Annotated in this window: 17 protein-coding genes; 8 read left to right on the top strand and 9 right to left on the bottom strand. The window is 67.9% G+C overall.

Translation table 11 applies throughout. The annotated features are described in order from the left end of the window. The first annotated feature begins 67 nt into the window (after nucleotides 1–67). Entirely contained in the window at nucleotides 68–1,084 is a 1,017-nt protein-coding gene (locus AAHH99_RS00300) for a glutathione S-transferase family protein (protein WP_418766910.1), read from the top strand. A 53-nt stretch (nucleotides 1,085–1,137) separates the two neighbouring features. On the opposite strand, the gene AAHH99_RS00295 is transcribed toward AAHH99_RS00300, so the two are convergent. Both AAHH99_RS00295 and AAHH99_RS00290 read right to left on the bottom strand, forming a co-directional pair. After that, complete coding sequence (locus AAHH99_RS00295) at nucleotides 1,138–1,620, bottom strand: DUF2771 domain-containing protein (protein ID WP_064418796.1); 483 nt, start codon at nucleotides 1,618–1,620, stop codon at nucleotides 1,138–1,140. After that, on the bottom strand, nucleotides 1,617–3,203 hold the full coding sequence (locus AAHH99_RS00290) for an MFS transporter (protein ID WP_418767550.1): 1,587 nt from the start codon (nucleotides 3,201–3,203) through the stop codon (nucleotides 1,617–1,619). Before AAHH99_RS00290 ends, AAHH99_RS00295 begins: the two co-directional genes overlap by 4 nt. Nucleotides 3,204–3,414: 211 nt before the next feature. Here AAHH99_RS00290 and AAHH99_RS00285 point away from each other — a divergent pair, with 211 nt between their 5' ends. Beyond that, a complete protein-coding gene (locus AAHH99_RS00285) occupies nucleotides 3,415–4,176 on the top strand; it encodes a DUF3027 domain-containing protein (protein ID WP_418766909.1) in 762 nt (253 codons plus the stop codon). A 3-nt stretch (nucleotides 4,177–4,179) separates the two neighbouring features. Here the strand turns inward: AAHH99_RS00285 and AAHH99_RS00280 are convergent, their stop codons facing one another. Next, nucleotides 4,180–4,632 carry an SRPBCC family protein gene (locus tag AAHH99_RS00280; RefSeq protein WP_418766908.1) on the bottom strand — a complete coding sequence of 151 codons (453 nt, stop codon included), beginning with the start codon at nucleotides 4,630–4,632 and terminating at the stop codon, nucleotides 4,180–4,182. A gap of 27 nt (nucleotides 4,633–4,659) precedes the next feature. Then, the gene (locus tag AAHH99_RS00275; protein ID WP_418766907.1) at nucleotides 4,660–4,899 is read right to left on the bottom strand and encodes a DUF2530 domain-containing protein; all 240 of its coding nucleotides are present in this window, start codon (nucleotides 4,897–4,899) and stop codon (nucleotides 4,660–4,662) included. A 51-nt stretch (nucleotides 4,900–4,950) separates the two neighbouring features. On the opposite strand from AAHH99_RS00275, the gene AAHH99_RS00270 reads away from it, so the two are divergent. Then, nucleotides 4,951–5,796 carry a TrmH family RNA methyltransferase gene (locus AAHH99_RS00270; RefSeq protein ID WP_418766906.1) on the top strand — a complete coding sequence of 282 codons (846 nt, stop codon included), beginning with the start codon at nucleotides 4,951–4,953 and terminating at the stop codon, nucleotides 5,794–5,796. A 5-nt stretch (nucleotides 5,797–5,801) separates the two neighbouring features. Next, nucleotides 5,802–6,074, top strand: coding sequence for a DUF2537 domain-containing protein (locus tag AAHH99_RS00265; RefSeq protein ID WP_418766905.1), 273 nt, complete (start codon nucleotides 5,802–5,804; stop codon nucleotides 6,072–6,074). 14 nt (nucleotides 6,075–6,088) lie between these two features. Here the strand turns inward: AAHH99_RS00265 and sepH are convergent, their stop codons facing one another. Together sepH and serC are read right to left on the bottom strand one after the other, a co-directional pair. Then, complete coding sequence (sepH, locus tag AAHH99_RS00260; RefSeq protein WP_418766904.1) at nucleotides 6,089–6,910, bottom strand: septation protein SepH; 822 nt, start codon at nucleotides 6,908–6,910, stop codon at nucleotides 6,089–6,091. 112 nt (nucleotides 6,911–7,022) lie between these two features. Then, nucleotides 7,023–8,135 carry a phosphoserine transaminase gene (serC, locus tag AAHH99_RS00255; protein WP_418766903.1) on the bottom strand — a complete coding sequence of 371 codons (1,113 nt, stop codon included), beginning with the start codon at nucleotides 8,133–8,135 and terminating at the stop codon, nucleotides 7,023–7,025. Nucleotides 8,136–8,354: 219 nt separating this feature from the next. Here serC and AAHH99_RS00250 point away from each other — a divergent pair, with 219 nt between their 5' ends. The 3 genes from AAHH99_RS00250 (at nucleotide 8,355) to AAHH99_RS00240 (ending at nucleotide 11,640) form a co-directional block, all read left to right on the top strand. Continuing rightward, nucleotides 8,355–8,774, top strand: coding sequence for a CAP domain-containing protein (locus tag AAHH99_RS00250; RefSeq protein WP_418766902.1), 420 nt, complete (start codon nucleotides 8,355–8,357; stop codon nucleotides 8,772–8,774). 160 nt (nucleotides 8,775–8,934) lie between these two features. Then, nucleotides 8,935–9,951 (top strand): AurF N-oxygenase family protein, encoded by a 1,017-nt coding sequence (locus AAHH99_RS00245; protein ID WP_418766901.1) that lies wholly within the window; start codon nucleotides 8,935–8,937, stop codon nucleotides 9,949–9,951. 9 nt (nucleotides 9,952–9,960) lie between these two features. Beyond that, entirely contained in the window at nucleotides 9,961–11,640 is a 1,680-nt protein-coding gene (locus AAHH99_RS00240) for an FAD-dependent oxidoreductase (protein WP_418766900.1), read from the top strand. 5 nt (nucleotides 11,641–11,645) lie between these two features. On the opposite strand, the gene AAHH99_RS00235 is transcribed toward AAHH99_RS00240, so the two are convergent. From AAHH99_RS00235 to AAHH99_RS00225, 3 genes are all read right to left on the bottom strand, one after another. Next, on the bottom strand, nucleotides 11,646–12,101 hold the full coding sequence (locus tag AAHH99_RS00235; protein ID WP_066850501.1) for a VOC family protein: 456 nt from the start codon (nucleotides 12,099–12,101) through the stop codon (nucleotides 11,646–11,648). Nucleotides 12,102–12,215: 114 nt separating this feature from the next. Continuing rightward, nucleotides 12,216–12,833 (bottom strand): maleylpyruvate isomerase family mycothiol-dependent enzyme, encoded by a 618-nt coding sequence (locus AAHH99_RS00230; RefSeq protein ID WP_418766899.1) that lies wholly within the window; start codon nucleotides 12,831–12,833, stop codon nucleotides 12,216–12,218. Beyond that, a complete protein-coding gene (locus AAHH99_RS00225; RefSeq protein WP_418766898.1) occupies nucleotides 12,830–13,948 on the bottom strand; it encodes a citrate synthase 2 in 1,119 nt (372 codons plus the stop codon). The genes AAHH99_RS00230 and AAHH99_RS00225 overlap by 4 nt, the downstream gene beginning before the upstream one ends. 126 nt (nucleotides 13,949–14,074) lie before the next feature. Here AAHH99_RS00225 and pdxH point away from each other — a divergent pair, with 126 nt between their 5' ends. Further along, the gene (gene pdxH / locus AAHH99_RS00220) at nucleotides 14,075–14,704 is read left to right on the top strand and encodes a pyridoxamine 5'-phosphate oxidase (RefSeq protein WP_418766897.1); all 630 of its coding nucleotides are present in this window, start codon (nucleotides 14,075–14,077) and stop codon (nucleotides 14,702–14,704) included. Nucleotides 14,705–14,789: the final 85 nt, after the last annotated feature.

Raw genomic sequence — 14,789 nt, 5'->3', positions numbered from 1 at the left:
GGGTCGTGTCACGCCCTCGACGGTCAAAGCGTGCTTCAATCCCACACTCGGCGGGCATGCTGAGCCCATGGCATATGTCGCCGACAAATCCGACTCGGGTGGCGAGTTCAACCGCGACACCAAGTACATCGGCACTCGTATCACCGCCGATGGCCGCGACGGGCATCCCGTCGAACCCGGCCGCTATCGGCTCGTCGTCGCGCGGGCCTGCCCGTGGGCCAACCGCACGATCATCGTCCGACGACTGCTCGGACTCGAAGACGCCCTGTCCATCGGCTTTTGCGGGCCCACCCACGACCAGGACAGCTGGACGTTCGACCTCGATCCGGACGGCGTCGACCCGGTGCTGGGGATCTCCCGGCTCAAAGACGCCTACCTGAAGCGCTTCCCCGACTACGACAAGGGAATCACGGTCCCCGCGATCGTCGACGTGCCGACCGGTGAGGTCGTCACCAACGACTTCCCGCAGATCACGCTCGACTTCTCCACCGAGTGGACGCAGTACCACCGCGACGGCGCGCCCGACCTCTACCCCGAGAAGCACCGCGACGAGATCGACGAGGTGGCCCAACGTATCTACACCGAAATCAACAACGGCGTGTACCGATGCGGGTTCGCCGGTTCCCAGGAGGCCTACGACAAAGCCTACGACAGGTTGTTCTTCGCCCTCGACTTGCTCTCCGAGCGCCTGGACGGCCAGCGATATCTGGTGGGCGACACCATCACCGAGGCCGACGTGCGACTGTTCACCACGTTGGTGCGCTTCGACCCCGTCTATCACGGGCACTTCAAGTGCAACCGCCAGAAGCTCGCCGAGCTACCCGCGCTGTGGGCCTACGCCCGCGACCTGTTCCAGACCCCGGGGTTCGGCGACACCATCGACTTCGTCCAGATCAAGCAGCACTACTACATCGTGCACACGGACATCAACCCGACGCAGGTCGTGCCGAAAGGACCCGACCTGGCCAACTGGCTGACACCGCACGGTCGAGAATCCCTCGGCGGCAGGCCATTCGGCGACGGAACGCCGCCTGGCCCGACGCGCGAGGGCGAACGGGTGGCGGACGGCCACGGCGCCGGGTGACGCGGGCTGAGCGCCACGACGCGGCTCAATCGACGGCGGCGGGCGACGTCGGCTCAGGACCAGACCGTGCGCACCGACCACTCGGCGTGCGGCGCCGGCACCTCTTCGTCGTCGATGCGAACCAGCGTGGGCAGCAGCACGGCGAGCCCGGTGAGCTTGCCGCGCCGCGGGTCGACGGTCGGGATCGTCACCGCCAGTCGCGTCCCCGGGCGGAACTCCTCGACGACGTCGGAGTCCTCGTACTGTCGCAGCAACACCCACGGCGCCCTGGCGATCGCCGGTGGAACCGACAGCTGCACCGCGTCGCTCTCGGTGACGGGCAGTTCGCCCTGATCTTCGAAGACCTCACACTTGGTGGGGTTGAGCACCTCGCAGTAGCGGTACGGGCCGACCCGCACGAGGTGCCCGTGCGAATACGCACTGATCTCAGGGTATTTCGGTGAGTCGTCGTTGCTGCTGAGCCACCAGACGAGCACACCGGTACCCACCGACGCGAGGATCACCACCGCGACGAGCGCGGCGATCATGCGTTTCACTCGTGCGCCACCGCCGCGGTCTCCGTGCGTCTGCCCTCCTGCTCGGCCAGCACGGGTCGGTTGCCGCCCAGACCCGGAATGAGCGAATCCCCGCGATAGCTCACGACGGTCTGCGCCAGACCGAGAATCAGCACCGAGGTGATCGCCGTAAAGCCCACCCACAGTTCGGTGTAGACCAGCACACCGACTGCACCGCCGGCGACCCAGGCCAACTGCAGCACCGACTCCGAGCGGCCGAACGCGGAGGCACGCGACTCCTCGGGCAAGTCGTCCTGCAGCGACGCGTCCAGTGAAGCCTTGCCGATCGCGCTGGCCCCCGACGTGAGCAGCGTGGCGATCGCGGCGACCAGCAGGTTGCCGGTCAACGCCGCGGCCAGCGCCGCCAGGGTGACGACGATCGTGCAGCGGACCACGACCTGCGCCGGACGGCCCAGCTTCAGGCGCGCGCTGGTGAAGTTGCCCGCGAAGTTGCCGATGGCCGCGGCCGCACCGATCAGTCCGAGTATGCGCAGCTGCTCCCACCCGCTGGCGTCGTGTGACTTGGCGACGAACGCCGGATACAGGAAAAGGAACCCCACCATCACCTTGATGGTGCAGTTGCCCCACAGTGCGGCGATGGTGTTGCGACCCAACGGCTGCCGCGCCGACTTCGCCGGCGGCAGATACTCGGTGCCGCGCCGCAGTTCGCCCGTGCGTCCGTGGTAGCTCAGCGTCGCGGGCACCTCACCCTCGGTGACCTCGACCCATTTCGGGATCCGCATCGCCAGCGCCGCGCCCGCCACCGACACCGCGACGATCACGTACAGCGCACCGGGCATCTGGAACAACTTGAACAGGTACTCCGCACCCGCAGCCACCGCACCGCCGACCATCGTGCCGCCGAGCAGACCGAACGTGGTCAGCCGCGAGTTCACCCGCACCAGGTCGATGGTCGGCGGCAGTACCCGCGGGGTCACCGCGCTGCGCAACACACTGAATGATTTGGACAGCACCATCATTCCGAGCGCGCACGGATAGAGCACCCACGAAGGGAAGCTGCCGGTGACACCGTCGTAGTTGGCGATCAGCACCACCGCGAGTCCCGTGCGCAATGCAAACGACGTGGCCAGCGCGACGCGGCGGCCGTGCTGCAGCCGGTCCAGCGCGGGCCCGATGAGCGGGGCGATGACGGCGAACGGCGCGATGGTGATCAACAGGTACAGCGCGACTTTGCCCTTGCTCTCCCCGGAGGCCGCCGCGAAGAACAACGTGTTGGCCAGCGCGACGGCCATCGCGGCGTCGACGGCGAAGTTCGCGACCACCGGCCAGGTCAACGCGGTCAGCCCCGACTTGTCGGCACCGTCCGCGGTCGCGGCCCTGTGCACCAAGCCGTACATCTTGGAGCCCATCTCGCGGCTGCGCTGCGCGGCCGCCCGTGTGACGGTGACCTTTTCGCCCGCCACGCCGCCCATCCTGTGTGGCGGCGGCGTGGCACCGAATTCGCGGGTGGGCTCGTCGAGGGGAGGCAGCCAGCGGTTGGCGCTGGGCGTTGGCGCGCTGCGCCGGGGACGACGGTAGCTCGGGTCGCTCGGGTAGTTCGCCATCCCCGGGTGTTCGTCACTCCACCGGTCGTCGCCCCAGCGGTCGTCGGCGGGCGGTCGTGGCGGGTAGTACCGAGGGTCACGCCGATCCGCAGAGTCTCGGGGGTCACGGCGCGGTCCGGTCACGGTCTCGATTCTCCACCATCGAAGCGGTCGCGGGCGTGCAGCCAACCGGTGTGGCTGCCGGTTAGCCGGTCAGGCAGTATTGAGGGCGATGGACAGCGTGACCGAATCCGCCGAGCGGCCGGATCTGGAGGCGGTACTCCTGGGCGCCGTCGACGACGCGCGTGCGGCGATCGTCGAGTTCAGCGGCGAGGAAACCGTCGGTGAGTACCTGGGCGCCAGCTTCGAGGACCCGACCGCGACCACGCACCGCTTCCTCGCCGACATGCCGGGTTACCGCGGCTGGCAGTGGGCCGTCGTCGTCGCGGCGTGGCCCGGCGCCGACCACGCCACCATCAGCGAGGTGGTGCTGGTTCCGGGACCGACGGCGTTGCTGGCGCCGAAGTGGGTGCCGTGGCAGGAGCGCGTCCAGCCCGGCGATCTGGGCCCGGGAGATCTTCTCGCCCCACCCCCGGACGACTCGCGCCTGGTGCCCGGCTACATGGCGACCGGCGACCCGCAGATCGACGACGTCGCACTCGAGGTGGGTCTGGGGCGTCGCCAGGTGCTCAGCCGGTGGGGCCGCATGGACGCGGCGCAACGCTGGCACGACGGCGAGTACGGCCCTGGTTCGGCGATGGCGCGCTCGACGCGGCGGGTGTGCCGCGACTGCGGATTCTACCTTCCGCTGGCCGGTTCACTGGGCACGACGTTCGGCGTCTGCGCCAACGAGTTCTCCGCCGACGGTCACGTCGTCGACTCCGAATACGGTTGCGGCGCACACTCGGACACGCCCCAGCCCGCCGGCGGCGGATCCCCGCTCTACGACCCGTACGACGACGGCGTGCTCGACCTGACCGAACCGGCCGAGTAGCGGTTAGCTTTCGGCCGCGGCCTTGATCCGCGCGAGCGTTTCGTTCATCCCCTCGACGAGTTCACGTTCGAAGCTGGGCACGCCACCCATCACCGCGTTGACCAACATCGTCGAAACCGGCTTGACCCCGTTCTCCGCATGACGGGTCTCCACCAGGCGGGTGCCAGTTTCGGTGGGCTCGAGCTCGTAGCTCCACACCGTGTTGTTCTCGTTGACCCGAAACGCCAGCTTCTTCTCCGGGACCACCTCGATGATCCGGCTCGTGGTGGGCCACATCAGGAGCTTGCGCCGATTGAGGTTGATCGTCCGCGCACCCGGCTGCAGCGGGCCGAACGTCTTCATGACCCGGCACTGCGGGCTCCATCGCGGCATGTTCTTGAGGTCCGAGACCAGTTCCCACACCTTCGCCACCGGGGCGTTGATCGTCGTCTCGGCCTGCAACACCGGGGCTGCCATAGCCTTCTCCTGTCTGCTCATCTCGCGCTAGCTGAGTCCGCTCTGCGCCCCGCGCGATCCGCGACGCACGGCGCGACGTTGCCACAACCAGATCGCGGTGCCAAGGGCCCCCACGCCTAGCCCGGCCACCGTGTACGGCCGCCACTCGTGTAGACCGGTCACCGTGAACGCCAGGATCGCAGCGACGACCCAACCGGCCGCGATCGCGACGATGACCGGCCACGGCTTGAGCAGGCCACTGGGCAGCGGGGGCGGTTGCGGCGTCATCGCTATGAAAGGTAGCCCACCGCGCAGCGGAGCCGGTCGAGCGCGCCTGCCGTGACGCACACCGTGATCGACCTCAACGATCCGTCCGATCCGCGACTCGACGACTTTCGCGATCTCAACAGCGTCGACCGCAGACCCGACCTGCCCACCGGCAAGGGGCTGGTGATCGCCGAGGGCGTGTTGGTGGTGCAACGCATGCTGGCCTCGCGGTTTGCCCCGCGCGCGATGATGGGCACCGACCGCCGACTGCAGGAGCTCGCGGGCGACCTGGCCGGCGTCTCGGCCCCGTACTACCGGGTCCCCGCCGATGTGATGGCCGAAGTGGTGGGCTTTCACCTCAACCGCGGCGTGCTGGCGTCGGCGTCGCGGCCGCGCGAGTTGACCGTCGCCGAGGTGTTGAACGGTGCCCGCACCGTCGCGGTCCTCGAAGGCGTCAACGACCACGAGAACCTCGGCTCGATCTTTCGCAACGCGGCCGGCCTCGGCGTGGACGCGGTGGTGTTCGGCACCGGCTGCGCCGATCCGCTGTATCGGCGTGCCGTGCGGGTGTCGATGGGCCATGCGCTGCTCGTGCCCTACGCATGGGCGCCTTCGTGGCCGGATGATCTGGAGTTATTGCGCGACAATAGGTTTCGCCTGCTAGCGATGACGCCCGCGCCTACGGCACGCACTCTGGCCGCAGCGATGTCGAGCGTCGCCGACGGCAAGGTGGCGATCCTCGTGGGCGCGGAGGGACCGGGTCTGACCGAGCGGACGATGCGCGCCGCGGATCTGCGGGTGCGGATTCCGATGTCGCGGGGAACCGACTCACTCAACGTCGCGACCGCTGCGGCCCTGGCCTTCTATGAGCGGGTTAGATTGGGCACCGGCGGGATTGAGCGGAGCGACGCGGAGTGAATGATATGGCCGGCGACTCGACGCCATGGGCGATGGGGTTGACGGTGGCGGGGTTCGTCGCGGCAGTCGTCGCGGCCACGATCGTCGTGCTCAGCCTCGGACTGTTGCGGTTGCACCCGCTGCTGGCGATCGGACTCAACCTGGTCGCGGTCGGCGGCCTGGCCCCGACGGTGTGGGGGTGGCGCAACCGGCCGGTGTGGCGGTGGTTCGTGCTGGGCTCCGGCGTCGGCGTGGCTGCGGCGTGGCTGGTGGTGCTCGCCGTTGCGTTGAGCGGCTGACCTGGCGCGGAAAGTCAGCGCTGGCCGCTGGACCGCACGCCCAGCAGAACGTCTTCCCACGCCGGGACCGCCGGCTTGGCCTTACCCCTGCGCGCCTTGGGCTGCTTCGGTGCGACCGGCTCGGCCTCCGCCTCGGGCTGCGGTTCCGGTGGACTGACCTGCACCGCGGGCTCGATCGGAAGCGTCGGCTCCTCGACCTCGACCTCGGCCGCAGGCTCGGGCAGCGCGGCGACCGGGCGCAGCGGACGCGAGAAGTTCGGGTCGATCAGCTCGGAGGCCGCGTCGTCGAACGCCGTCACCGTCCCACCGTGCGCGCCAGGAGTGAACCGGAAGTGCGCGACGTTGTCGGACATCCCCGCCTTCCACGCCAGCTGCACGGTCCAGCGGCCGTCCTCGTTGCGCCACGCATCCCACGCGGGGGCGTCGGGATCGAGCCCGCGCGCGATCAACGCCGTCGTGATTGTCTCCAGCAGGGTCAGCACCGACGGGCCGTCGGGAAGCACCGGGTGCGCGGCCGTTGCCAGTTCGGCGGCGCGGGAACGTTCGAGCAACACCGGGTGCGCGAACCGCTCGACACGGGCCACGTCGACGCCGGACGCCTGGGCGACCTGCTCGACGGATGCACCTGCCCTGATCCGCGATTGAATCTCTCTGGGGCGCAACACGTTGTGAACCTCGGTCTCGTCTCGTTCCTGACTCGAACCCATCTGGTCACCTCGAACGGCGGCCCGCAACCGATCGTCGCGCCGCAGCGTGAATTTCTCGCCGGAGCCGTCGACCTCGCAGATGATTCGTTTGCCGTCCACATCGAGTCCGACGACTTTGAGTTCCCGCATGGCGACCTCCTCCGGGCTAGCGCAAAGCCCGATCAACCGGACACTACTGCGTTATCCGGGCGTTACCTGGTAGGACACGCCAGCTAAAGCCGCTCCCCGCTGTCGGTCGCGGCTAAAGCCGCTCCACCACCCAGTCGATGCACGCCGTGAGCGCGCTGACGTCGTCGGGATCGACGGCCGGGAACATCCCCACCCGCAGCTGGTTGCGGCCGAGCTTGCGATAGGGCTCGGTGTCGACGATGCCATTGGTTCGCAGCGTCTTGGCGACAGCACTGGCGTCTATGTCGTCGTTGAAGTCGACCGTGCCGACCACCTGCGAGCGCAACGCCGGATCCGCGACGAAGGGTGTGGCGAACTGGGCCGCGTCGGCCCATCCGTAGAGCCGCTGCGACGAGTCCGCCGTGCGCTTGACCGCCCAGTCCAGGCCGCCGTTGCCCAGCAGCCAGTCCAGCTGCTCGGCGAGCATGATCAAGGTGCCGATCGCCGGAGTGTTGTACGTCTGGTTCTTGAGGCTGTTCTCGATCGCGATCGGCAGCGACAGGAACTCCGGAACCCAGCGGCCCGAGTTCGCGATCGCCTCGACGCGGGCGAGCGCGGCCGGCGACATGACCGCCAGCCACAGTCCGCCGTCGCTCGCGAAGTTCTTCTGCGGAGCGAAGTAGTAGACGTCGGATTCGGTGATCTCGACGGGAAGCCCACCCGCCGCAGACGTCGCGTCGATCGCGATCAACGCATCGCCCGACCCGTCGGGACGCCGTACGGGGACCGCGACACCCGTCGAGGTCTCGTTGTGCGCCCAGCCGATCAGGTCGACCGAGGGGTCCGACGTCGGCTCCGGCGCGCTGCCCGGGTCGGCCTTGACGACGACCGGATCGCCCACGAATGGGTTCTTGGCGACGGCCGAGGCGAATTTCGCGCTGAACTCGCCGTAGGTCAGATGCAGCGACCGCTTGTCGATCAGGCCGAACGCCGCCGCGTCCCAGAACGCGGTGGTGCCGCCGTTGCCGAGGATCACCTCGTAACCGTCGGGCAGCGAGAACAGCTGGCGCAGCCCGTCGCGCACACGGCCGACCAGGTTCTTCACCGGCGCCTGGCGGTGCGAGGTGCCGAACAGGTCACCCGCTGCGGCGAGCGCACTCAGCTGTTCCGGTCGGACCTTGGAGGGGCCGCAGCCGAAGCGGCCGTCGCGCGGTTTGAGGTCGGCGGGAATCGTCAGCTGCGACATGCGGTCAACACTAATGACCGGAACTGTGCCGTCGACGTGGGGAGGGGCGGCAGAGAAAAGTCACAAAAGTGGGTAAACGGCCTTCATAGAGACCTCGCCGTGTCCATACTGTGACCTGTCGGGGACTGAAGCTCGAGCCCAGGGGGGCACGTGAACAGTCGTAGAAGAAGCTCGGTCCTGATCTCTGTATGTGCAGCGGCGCTGGCGGTCAGCGCCCCAATGCTTGCGACACCCGCTCACGCCGACGGCGCCGACGACGGTGCGCTGCTCAACGAGATCAACGCCGCCCGCGCCGCGAACGGATGCGGTCCGGTCGCGGCGAACCCACAGCTGAGCGCGGCCGCGGCCCGGCAGGCCAACGACATGCTGGCCAACAACGTTCGCAGCCACACCGGTTCTGACGGGTCATCCGTCGGCCAGCGCATCACCGCCGCCGGCTACACACAGTTCTCCAACGCCGGCGAGATCATTTTCTGGAGCACCGGGGTGGCCGCCGTTCCCGCAGAAGCCGTGAACTGGTGGATGAACAGCCCCGGCCACCGGGCGATCATCACCGACTGCGGCATGACCGAAGCCGGCGTCGCTGTCGTGCGCAACGGTGCCAGGGCCGCCGCTGTCGGCGAGTTCGGAAGCCGCTAGCACCCCGGTCACGGTCACCTCAGTGTGATCGTCATCACAGGACGCCGTATTTCAGCCGGTGTGACACATCGCGTCGAGGGGTATGTTCAGTAGGCGATACCTCCGGTACCGTTGTTGGACATCAGAGGCGCGAATGTAAACCTCATAGGGGAGGCTGAAGATGGCGCGAACTCGAATGGTCAGGCGATGGCGTCGCAACATGGAGGTTAGCGACGACGCCGACTACGTCGACACGCTCACCACACTGTCCGAGGGTTCGGTGCGGCGCAATTTCAATCCGTACACCGACATCGACTGGGACTCCCCGGAGTTCGCCGTCACTGACAACGACCCCCGCTGGGTACTGCCCGCCACCGACCCGCTCGGTGGACATCCCTGGTATCAGGCCCAGCCGTTGGAGCGGCAGATTGAGATCGGGATGTGGCGGCAGGCCAACGTCGCCAAGGTCGGGTTGCAGTTCGAGATCATCCTCATTCGCGGCCTGACGAACTACGCGTTCTGGGTGCCGAACGGTTCACCCGAATACCGGTACTGCCTGCACGAGTCGGTCGAAGAGTGCAACCACACGATGATGTTCCAGGAGATGGTCAACCGCATCGGCGCGGACGTGCCGGGCATGCCGCGCATGCTGCGTTGGCTGTCGCCGTTCATTCCGTTGGTCGCGGGGCCGCTGCCGATCCCGTTCTTCTTCGGCGTGCTCGCCGGCGAGGAACCGATCGACCACACCCAGAAGAACGTGCTGCGCGAGGGCAAAGCCCTGCACCCGATCATGGAGCGGGTGATGGCGATCCACGTGGCCGAGGAAGCGCGCCACATTTCGTTCGCCCACGAGTATCTGCGCAAGCGCCTGCCGTATCTGAATCGCCGGCAGCGGTTCTGGCTGTCGTGGAACGTGCCGATCATCATGCGGGTGCTGTGCCAGGCGATCATCGTGCCGCCGAGGTCGTTCTGGCGGGAGTTCGACATCCCGCGCTCGGTGCGCAAGGAGCTGTTCTTCCGTGCGCCCAAGTCGCGGCAGTTCCTGCGCGACATGTTCGGCGACGTCCGGATGCTCTGCCACGAGACCGGTTTGATGAATCCGTTCGCCAAGCTCGTGTGGCGGATGTGCAGGATCGACGGTAAGCCCAGCCGATACCGCAGCGAGCCGGCTCGCCAGCACGTGGTCGCTGCCGCGTAGGGAGCGCTTGTGCCCCATGTGATCACCCAGTCGTGTTGCAGCGACGGGTCCTGTGTCTACGCGTGTCCGGTGAACTGCATCCACCCGACACCGGATGAGCCCGGCTTCGCCACCGCCGAAATGCTCTACATCGATCCGGTGGCGTGTGTGGACTGCGGTGCATGCGTGTCGGCGTGCCCGGTCGGGGCGATATCGCACGATTCGAAGCTGACCCCCGCGCAGCTTCCGTTCGTCGAGTTGAACGCCGCGTTCTACCCGGAACCGGACGGAAAGCTGCCGCCGACGTCGAAACTGGCGCCGGTCATCGAGGCACCGGTGGTGTACCCCAGGGCAGGCGGACCGCTCACCGTGGCGATCGTCGGATCGGGACCGGCGGCGATGTATGCCGCCGACGAGCTGCTCACCCAGAAAGGGGTGCGCGTCAACGTTTTCGAGCGGCTGCCCACGCCGTACGGGTTGGTGCGCGCCGGCGTCGCGCCCGACCACCAGAGCACCAAACGCGTGACCAAGCTGTTCGACAGGGTCGCTGCCCAACCTGGATTCACCTTCTACCTCAACGTCGAGGTAGGCAACGACGTCACCCACGACGAGCTGCTCGAGCATCACCACGCCGTCCTCTACGCCGTCGGGGCGCCCAACGACCGCCGGCTCGACGTCGCGGGAATGGACCTGCACGGCACCGGCACCGCCACCGAGTTCGTGGCCTGGTACAACGGCCACCCCGACTTCGACGCGCTGCCAATCGATTTGAGTCACGAGCGCGTGGTCATCGTCGGCAACGGCAACGTCGCCCTCGACGTCGCGCGGATACTCACCACACCGCCCGATGTCCTTGCGGGCACCGACATCTCGGATCACGCGCTCGCCGCGCTCCGCGCATCGAAGGTGACCGAGGTGGTGATCGCGGCCCGTCGGAGACCTGGCGACTCGGCGTTCACGCTGCCCGAGCTGATCGGGCTGACGTCGACGTGCGAGGTGGTGCTCTCGCCGGAGGACCACGAGTTGGTGGACCGCGACCTGGCCACCACCGAGGATCGGTTGACCCGCAACAAGTTGGAGATTCTGAGCAAGCTGGCCGACACCTCCGCGCCGGTGACGCGTCCGCGTATCCGGCTCGCCTATTCGCTCACGCCGCAGCGCGTCGTCGGTGACGTCCGCGCCGAGGTGATGGAGTTTGCGGTCACCGGCACCGACGAGGTGCGTCGGGTCGACGCGGGGTTGGTGTTGACCTCGATCGGCTACCGCGGCAAACCGATTCGCGGGCTGCCCTTCGACGAGTCCGCGGCGGTCGTGCCCAACGACGGTGGTCGCGTCGTCGACCCGCGCTCGGGTGCGCCCGTTGCCGGCAGCTACGTGGCGGGCTGGATCAAACGCGGGCCGACGGGCTTCATCGGCACCAACAAGTCGTGCGCCGCGCAGACCGTGCACAACCTCGTCGCCGACTACAACGAGGGCAGGTTGCGCGATCCCGTGTACAAGCCCGCGGCACTCGACAAACTCGTCCGCAGCAGGCGGTCCGACATGGTCGACTCCGCCGGCTGGAAGGCGATCGACGCCGCCGAAGTCGCCCGCGGCGGCGACGAACGACCCCGCGTCAAGTTCACCGTGGTCGCCGACATGCTCTCCGCCGCGGCCGACACCCGCGGACCCGGGCTCGGCCGGCGCCTACTGGCCGGCCTGCGCCGCTAACTCCGTCACTGGTGCTGCTGCACCGCCTTCTCGATCTCCTCGGGGCTGACTTCACGCACCGGCTGGCCCATCGACCACACATGCCCGAAGGGGTCGCGCAGCTCGCCGTAGCGATCGCCCCAGAACATGTCACCGAGCGGCATGACAACCGTCGCGCCGGCGTCGACGGCCTTCTGGAACTTGGCGTCTACATCGGTAACCGTCAGATGGATGGTCACTGGCGAGCCGCCGAGCGCTTCCGGTGTCGCAGACTTGCCGTCGTTCATCTCCGGGAAGTCGTCGTTCAGCATCACCAGCGCCCCGTTGATGCGGAGCGCGGCGTGAAACAACCTCTTGCCGTCGGGCCCCGGCACGCGGCCGAGTTCCTCGGCGCCGAAGGCCTTGACGTAGAAGTCGATGGCTGCGGCGCCGTCGCTGACCGTGAGCATGGGCGAGACCGCTGGTTCAAAGTCGATGGCCATGTGAAGAGCTCCTTCTCGATTCGGGTTAGGCCCGCGGGCGGGTTACCAGTACCGACTCGGCGAGCGGACTCAATTCATCGGTACGTGGTCATGCAACCATTGCCCACCGACAGATCAAACGATCGAGAATGACGCCGGCAGAGCGTCGCGACCCGTCAGCGCCATCAGCACGGTCGCGCCCTGCTGCTCAGCGGCGATGCGCGCCGCCAACACCAACGCCTCCTTGAGGACGGGTGGCGGCAGCGTGAACGAAAGACCAACGGCGCGTGCGATGTCCAAGCTGTGCACGGCCAGCTCGAACGTCCGCGTCGGCAGATAGGTCCGCAACCGGATGCCAAGCCCACCCAGCACCCGGATCAGCGGGTCCTCCACCGTCTCGCACCGCGCGATCGCTCGGGAGACGAGGTCTGCCACGGCGGCCCCCGGATCGTCACCGAGGTCGCGCCCGGCCTGCCTGCCGCGCTCGGCCACATCGGCGGGGTCCAAGCCCAGTGCCGTCGGGTTCACCCGTGCGTAGTACTCCTGCGGCGTGGCGATGTCCTCGGCCTCAGCTGTGGTCTCGAGGTAGGTGAGCACCGTGGTCAGCGAGCGCGACGTGTGCCCGACAAGCGAGCGCAGATCCCACTCGCCCAGACCAGGCCCGGACCACGCGTCGGCGGGAATGCGGCCGACCAGGTCCGCGAAACTGTGTGCCGCCGAGGCGAAGGTCTCCAGGATCGAGGGCGCAGTCACGACCGGACGACTTGGTCCCAGCCCTCGACCGACTCGGGGCTGCGCGGCTCCGGCCCGACGTAGATCGCCGACGGACGCACCAGCTTGCCGAGCCGCTTCTGCTCGAGGATGTGGGCACACCAGCCGGCGGTGCGCCCACAGGTGAACATCGCGGGCATCATCTTGGTCGGCACCTGGGCGAAGTCCAGGATCACCGCCGCCCAGAACTCGACGTTGGTCTCGATGGCGCGGTCGGGTCGCCGCTCCCGCAGCTCGGCAAGGGCGGCCTGCTCGAGGGCGGCGGCGACCTCGTAGCGCGGGGCCTCGAGCCGCTTGGCCGTCGCGCGCAGCACCCGGGCCCGCGGGTCCTCGGCGCGGTACACCCGGTGCCCGAAGCCCATCAGCTTCTCGTTCCGGTCGAGGATGCCTTTGACGACGGCGCGGGCGTCGCCGGTCTGCTCGGCCTCCTCGATCATCGGGATCACCCGAGCCGGGGCCCCGCCGTGCAGCGGTCCGCTCATCGCGCCGATCGCACCGGACAAGGCGGCCGCGACGTCGGCGCCGGTGGAGGCGATCACGCGGGCGGTGAATGTCGAGGCGTTCATACCGTGTTCGGCGGCGCTGACCCAATAGGCGTCGATGGCCTCCACATGTCGGGGGTCTGGATCACCTTGCCAGCGGGTCATGAATCGCTCTGTGACCGTGGAGCATTCGTCGATGGTGCGTTGCGGGACCGCGGGCCGATAGATTCCGCGCGCAGACTGCGCGACGTAGGACAGCGCCATCACCGAGGCTCGGGCGAGGTGCTCGCGGGCGGTCGCGTCGTCGATGTCGAGCAGCGGGGGATAGCCCCAGATCGGGGCCAACATCGCCAGCCCGGCCTGGACGTCGACGCGCACGTCGCCGCTGTGGATGGGCAGCGGGAACGGTTCGGCGGGCGACAGACCGTCGCCGAACTTGCCGTCGACCAGCAGCGCCCACACGTCGCCGAAGGTCACCTTCTGGTTGACCAGATCCTCGATGTCGACGCCGCGGTACCGCAGCGCGCCGCCGTCCTTGTCGGGTTCGGCGATCTCGGACGTGAAGGCGACGACGCCTTCGAGGCCGGGGACGAAGTCTTCGGGCACCGCGCTCATGGCCAGATTCTCGCACCTGAAGAAACGCGGCTCATCTGGCGGTTGTCGGCACGACGGCAGACGGTGTGGGCGTAGCGTTGTCGCGTGGCGGAGGTAGCCCCGGTTAACCCAGAACACTTGGCGAGGATGCGGGTGGAATACAGTTCGGCGGAAAAAGACGGCAGTCCCGACCTGGACGTGGATTGGCTGGACGACGGCTGGGTTACCTTGCTGCGCAAGTGGATAACCGATGCCGAACGCGCCGGCGTCGCCGAACCCAATGCGATGGTAGTCGGTACGGTCGACAGCCGCGGGCGGCCCGTTACCCGGTCGGTGTTGTGCAAGAGCGTCGACGACACCGGCATCACGTTCTACACCAACTACGACTCCGACAAGGGTGAGCAGCTGGCGGCGACGCCGTACGCGTCGGCCACGTTTCCCTGGTATCTGACCGGGCGCCAGGTCCACGTCCGAGGACCGGTGACGAAGGTGTCGGCCCAGGAGACGGCCGAATACTGGTCGAAGCGGCCGCGGGGGTCGCAGTTGGGTGCGTGGGCGTCCTACCAGTCGAAGCCGATCGCCTCCCGCGCAGCGCTGCTGGAGCAGCTGGCCGAGGTGACGCAACGGTTCGAAGGTCACGACACGGTGCCCGTGCCGCCGAACTGGGGTGGCTATCTGATCGGCGCCGACGTTGTCGAGTTCTGGCAGGGCCGGGAGAACCGTGTGCACAACAGGATTCGTATCCAGGACGGGCGCATCGAGCGGCTCCAGCCGTAGGCGCTTACGTTCGCTGCGCAGAGGCGAGAGGCCAAAATGCTGACGTCGATCATGTTTTCACCGAAGATGAATTCTTAGCTCCCTC

Origin of the sequence: Mycobacterium neumannii, assembly GCF_048452905.1 — a bacterium.
GTDB classification, from domain to species: domain Bacteria; phylum Actinomycetota; class Actinomycetes; order Mycobacteriales; family Mycobacteriaceae; genus Mycobacterium; species Mycobacterium neumannii_B.
Note: the sequence above shows the minus strand (reverse complement) of the source record. Positions and strands in the feature narration are given on the sequence as shown.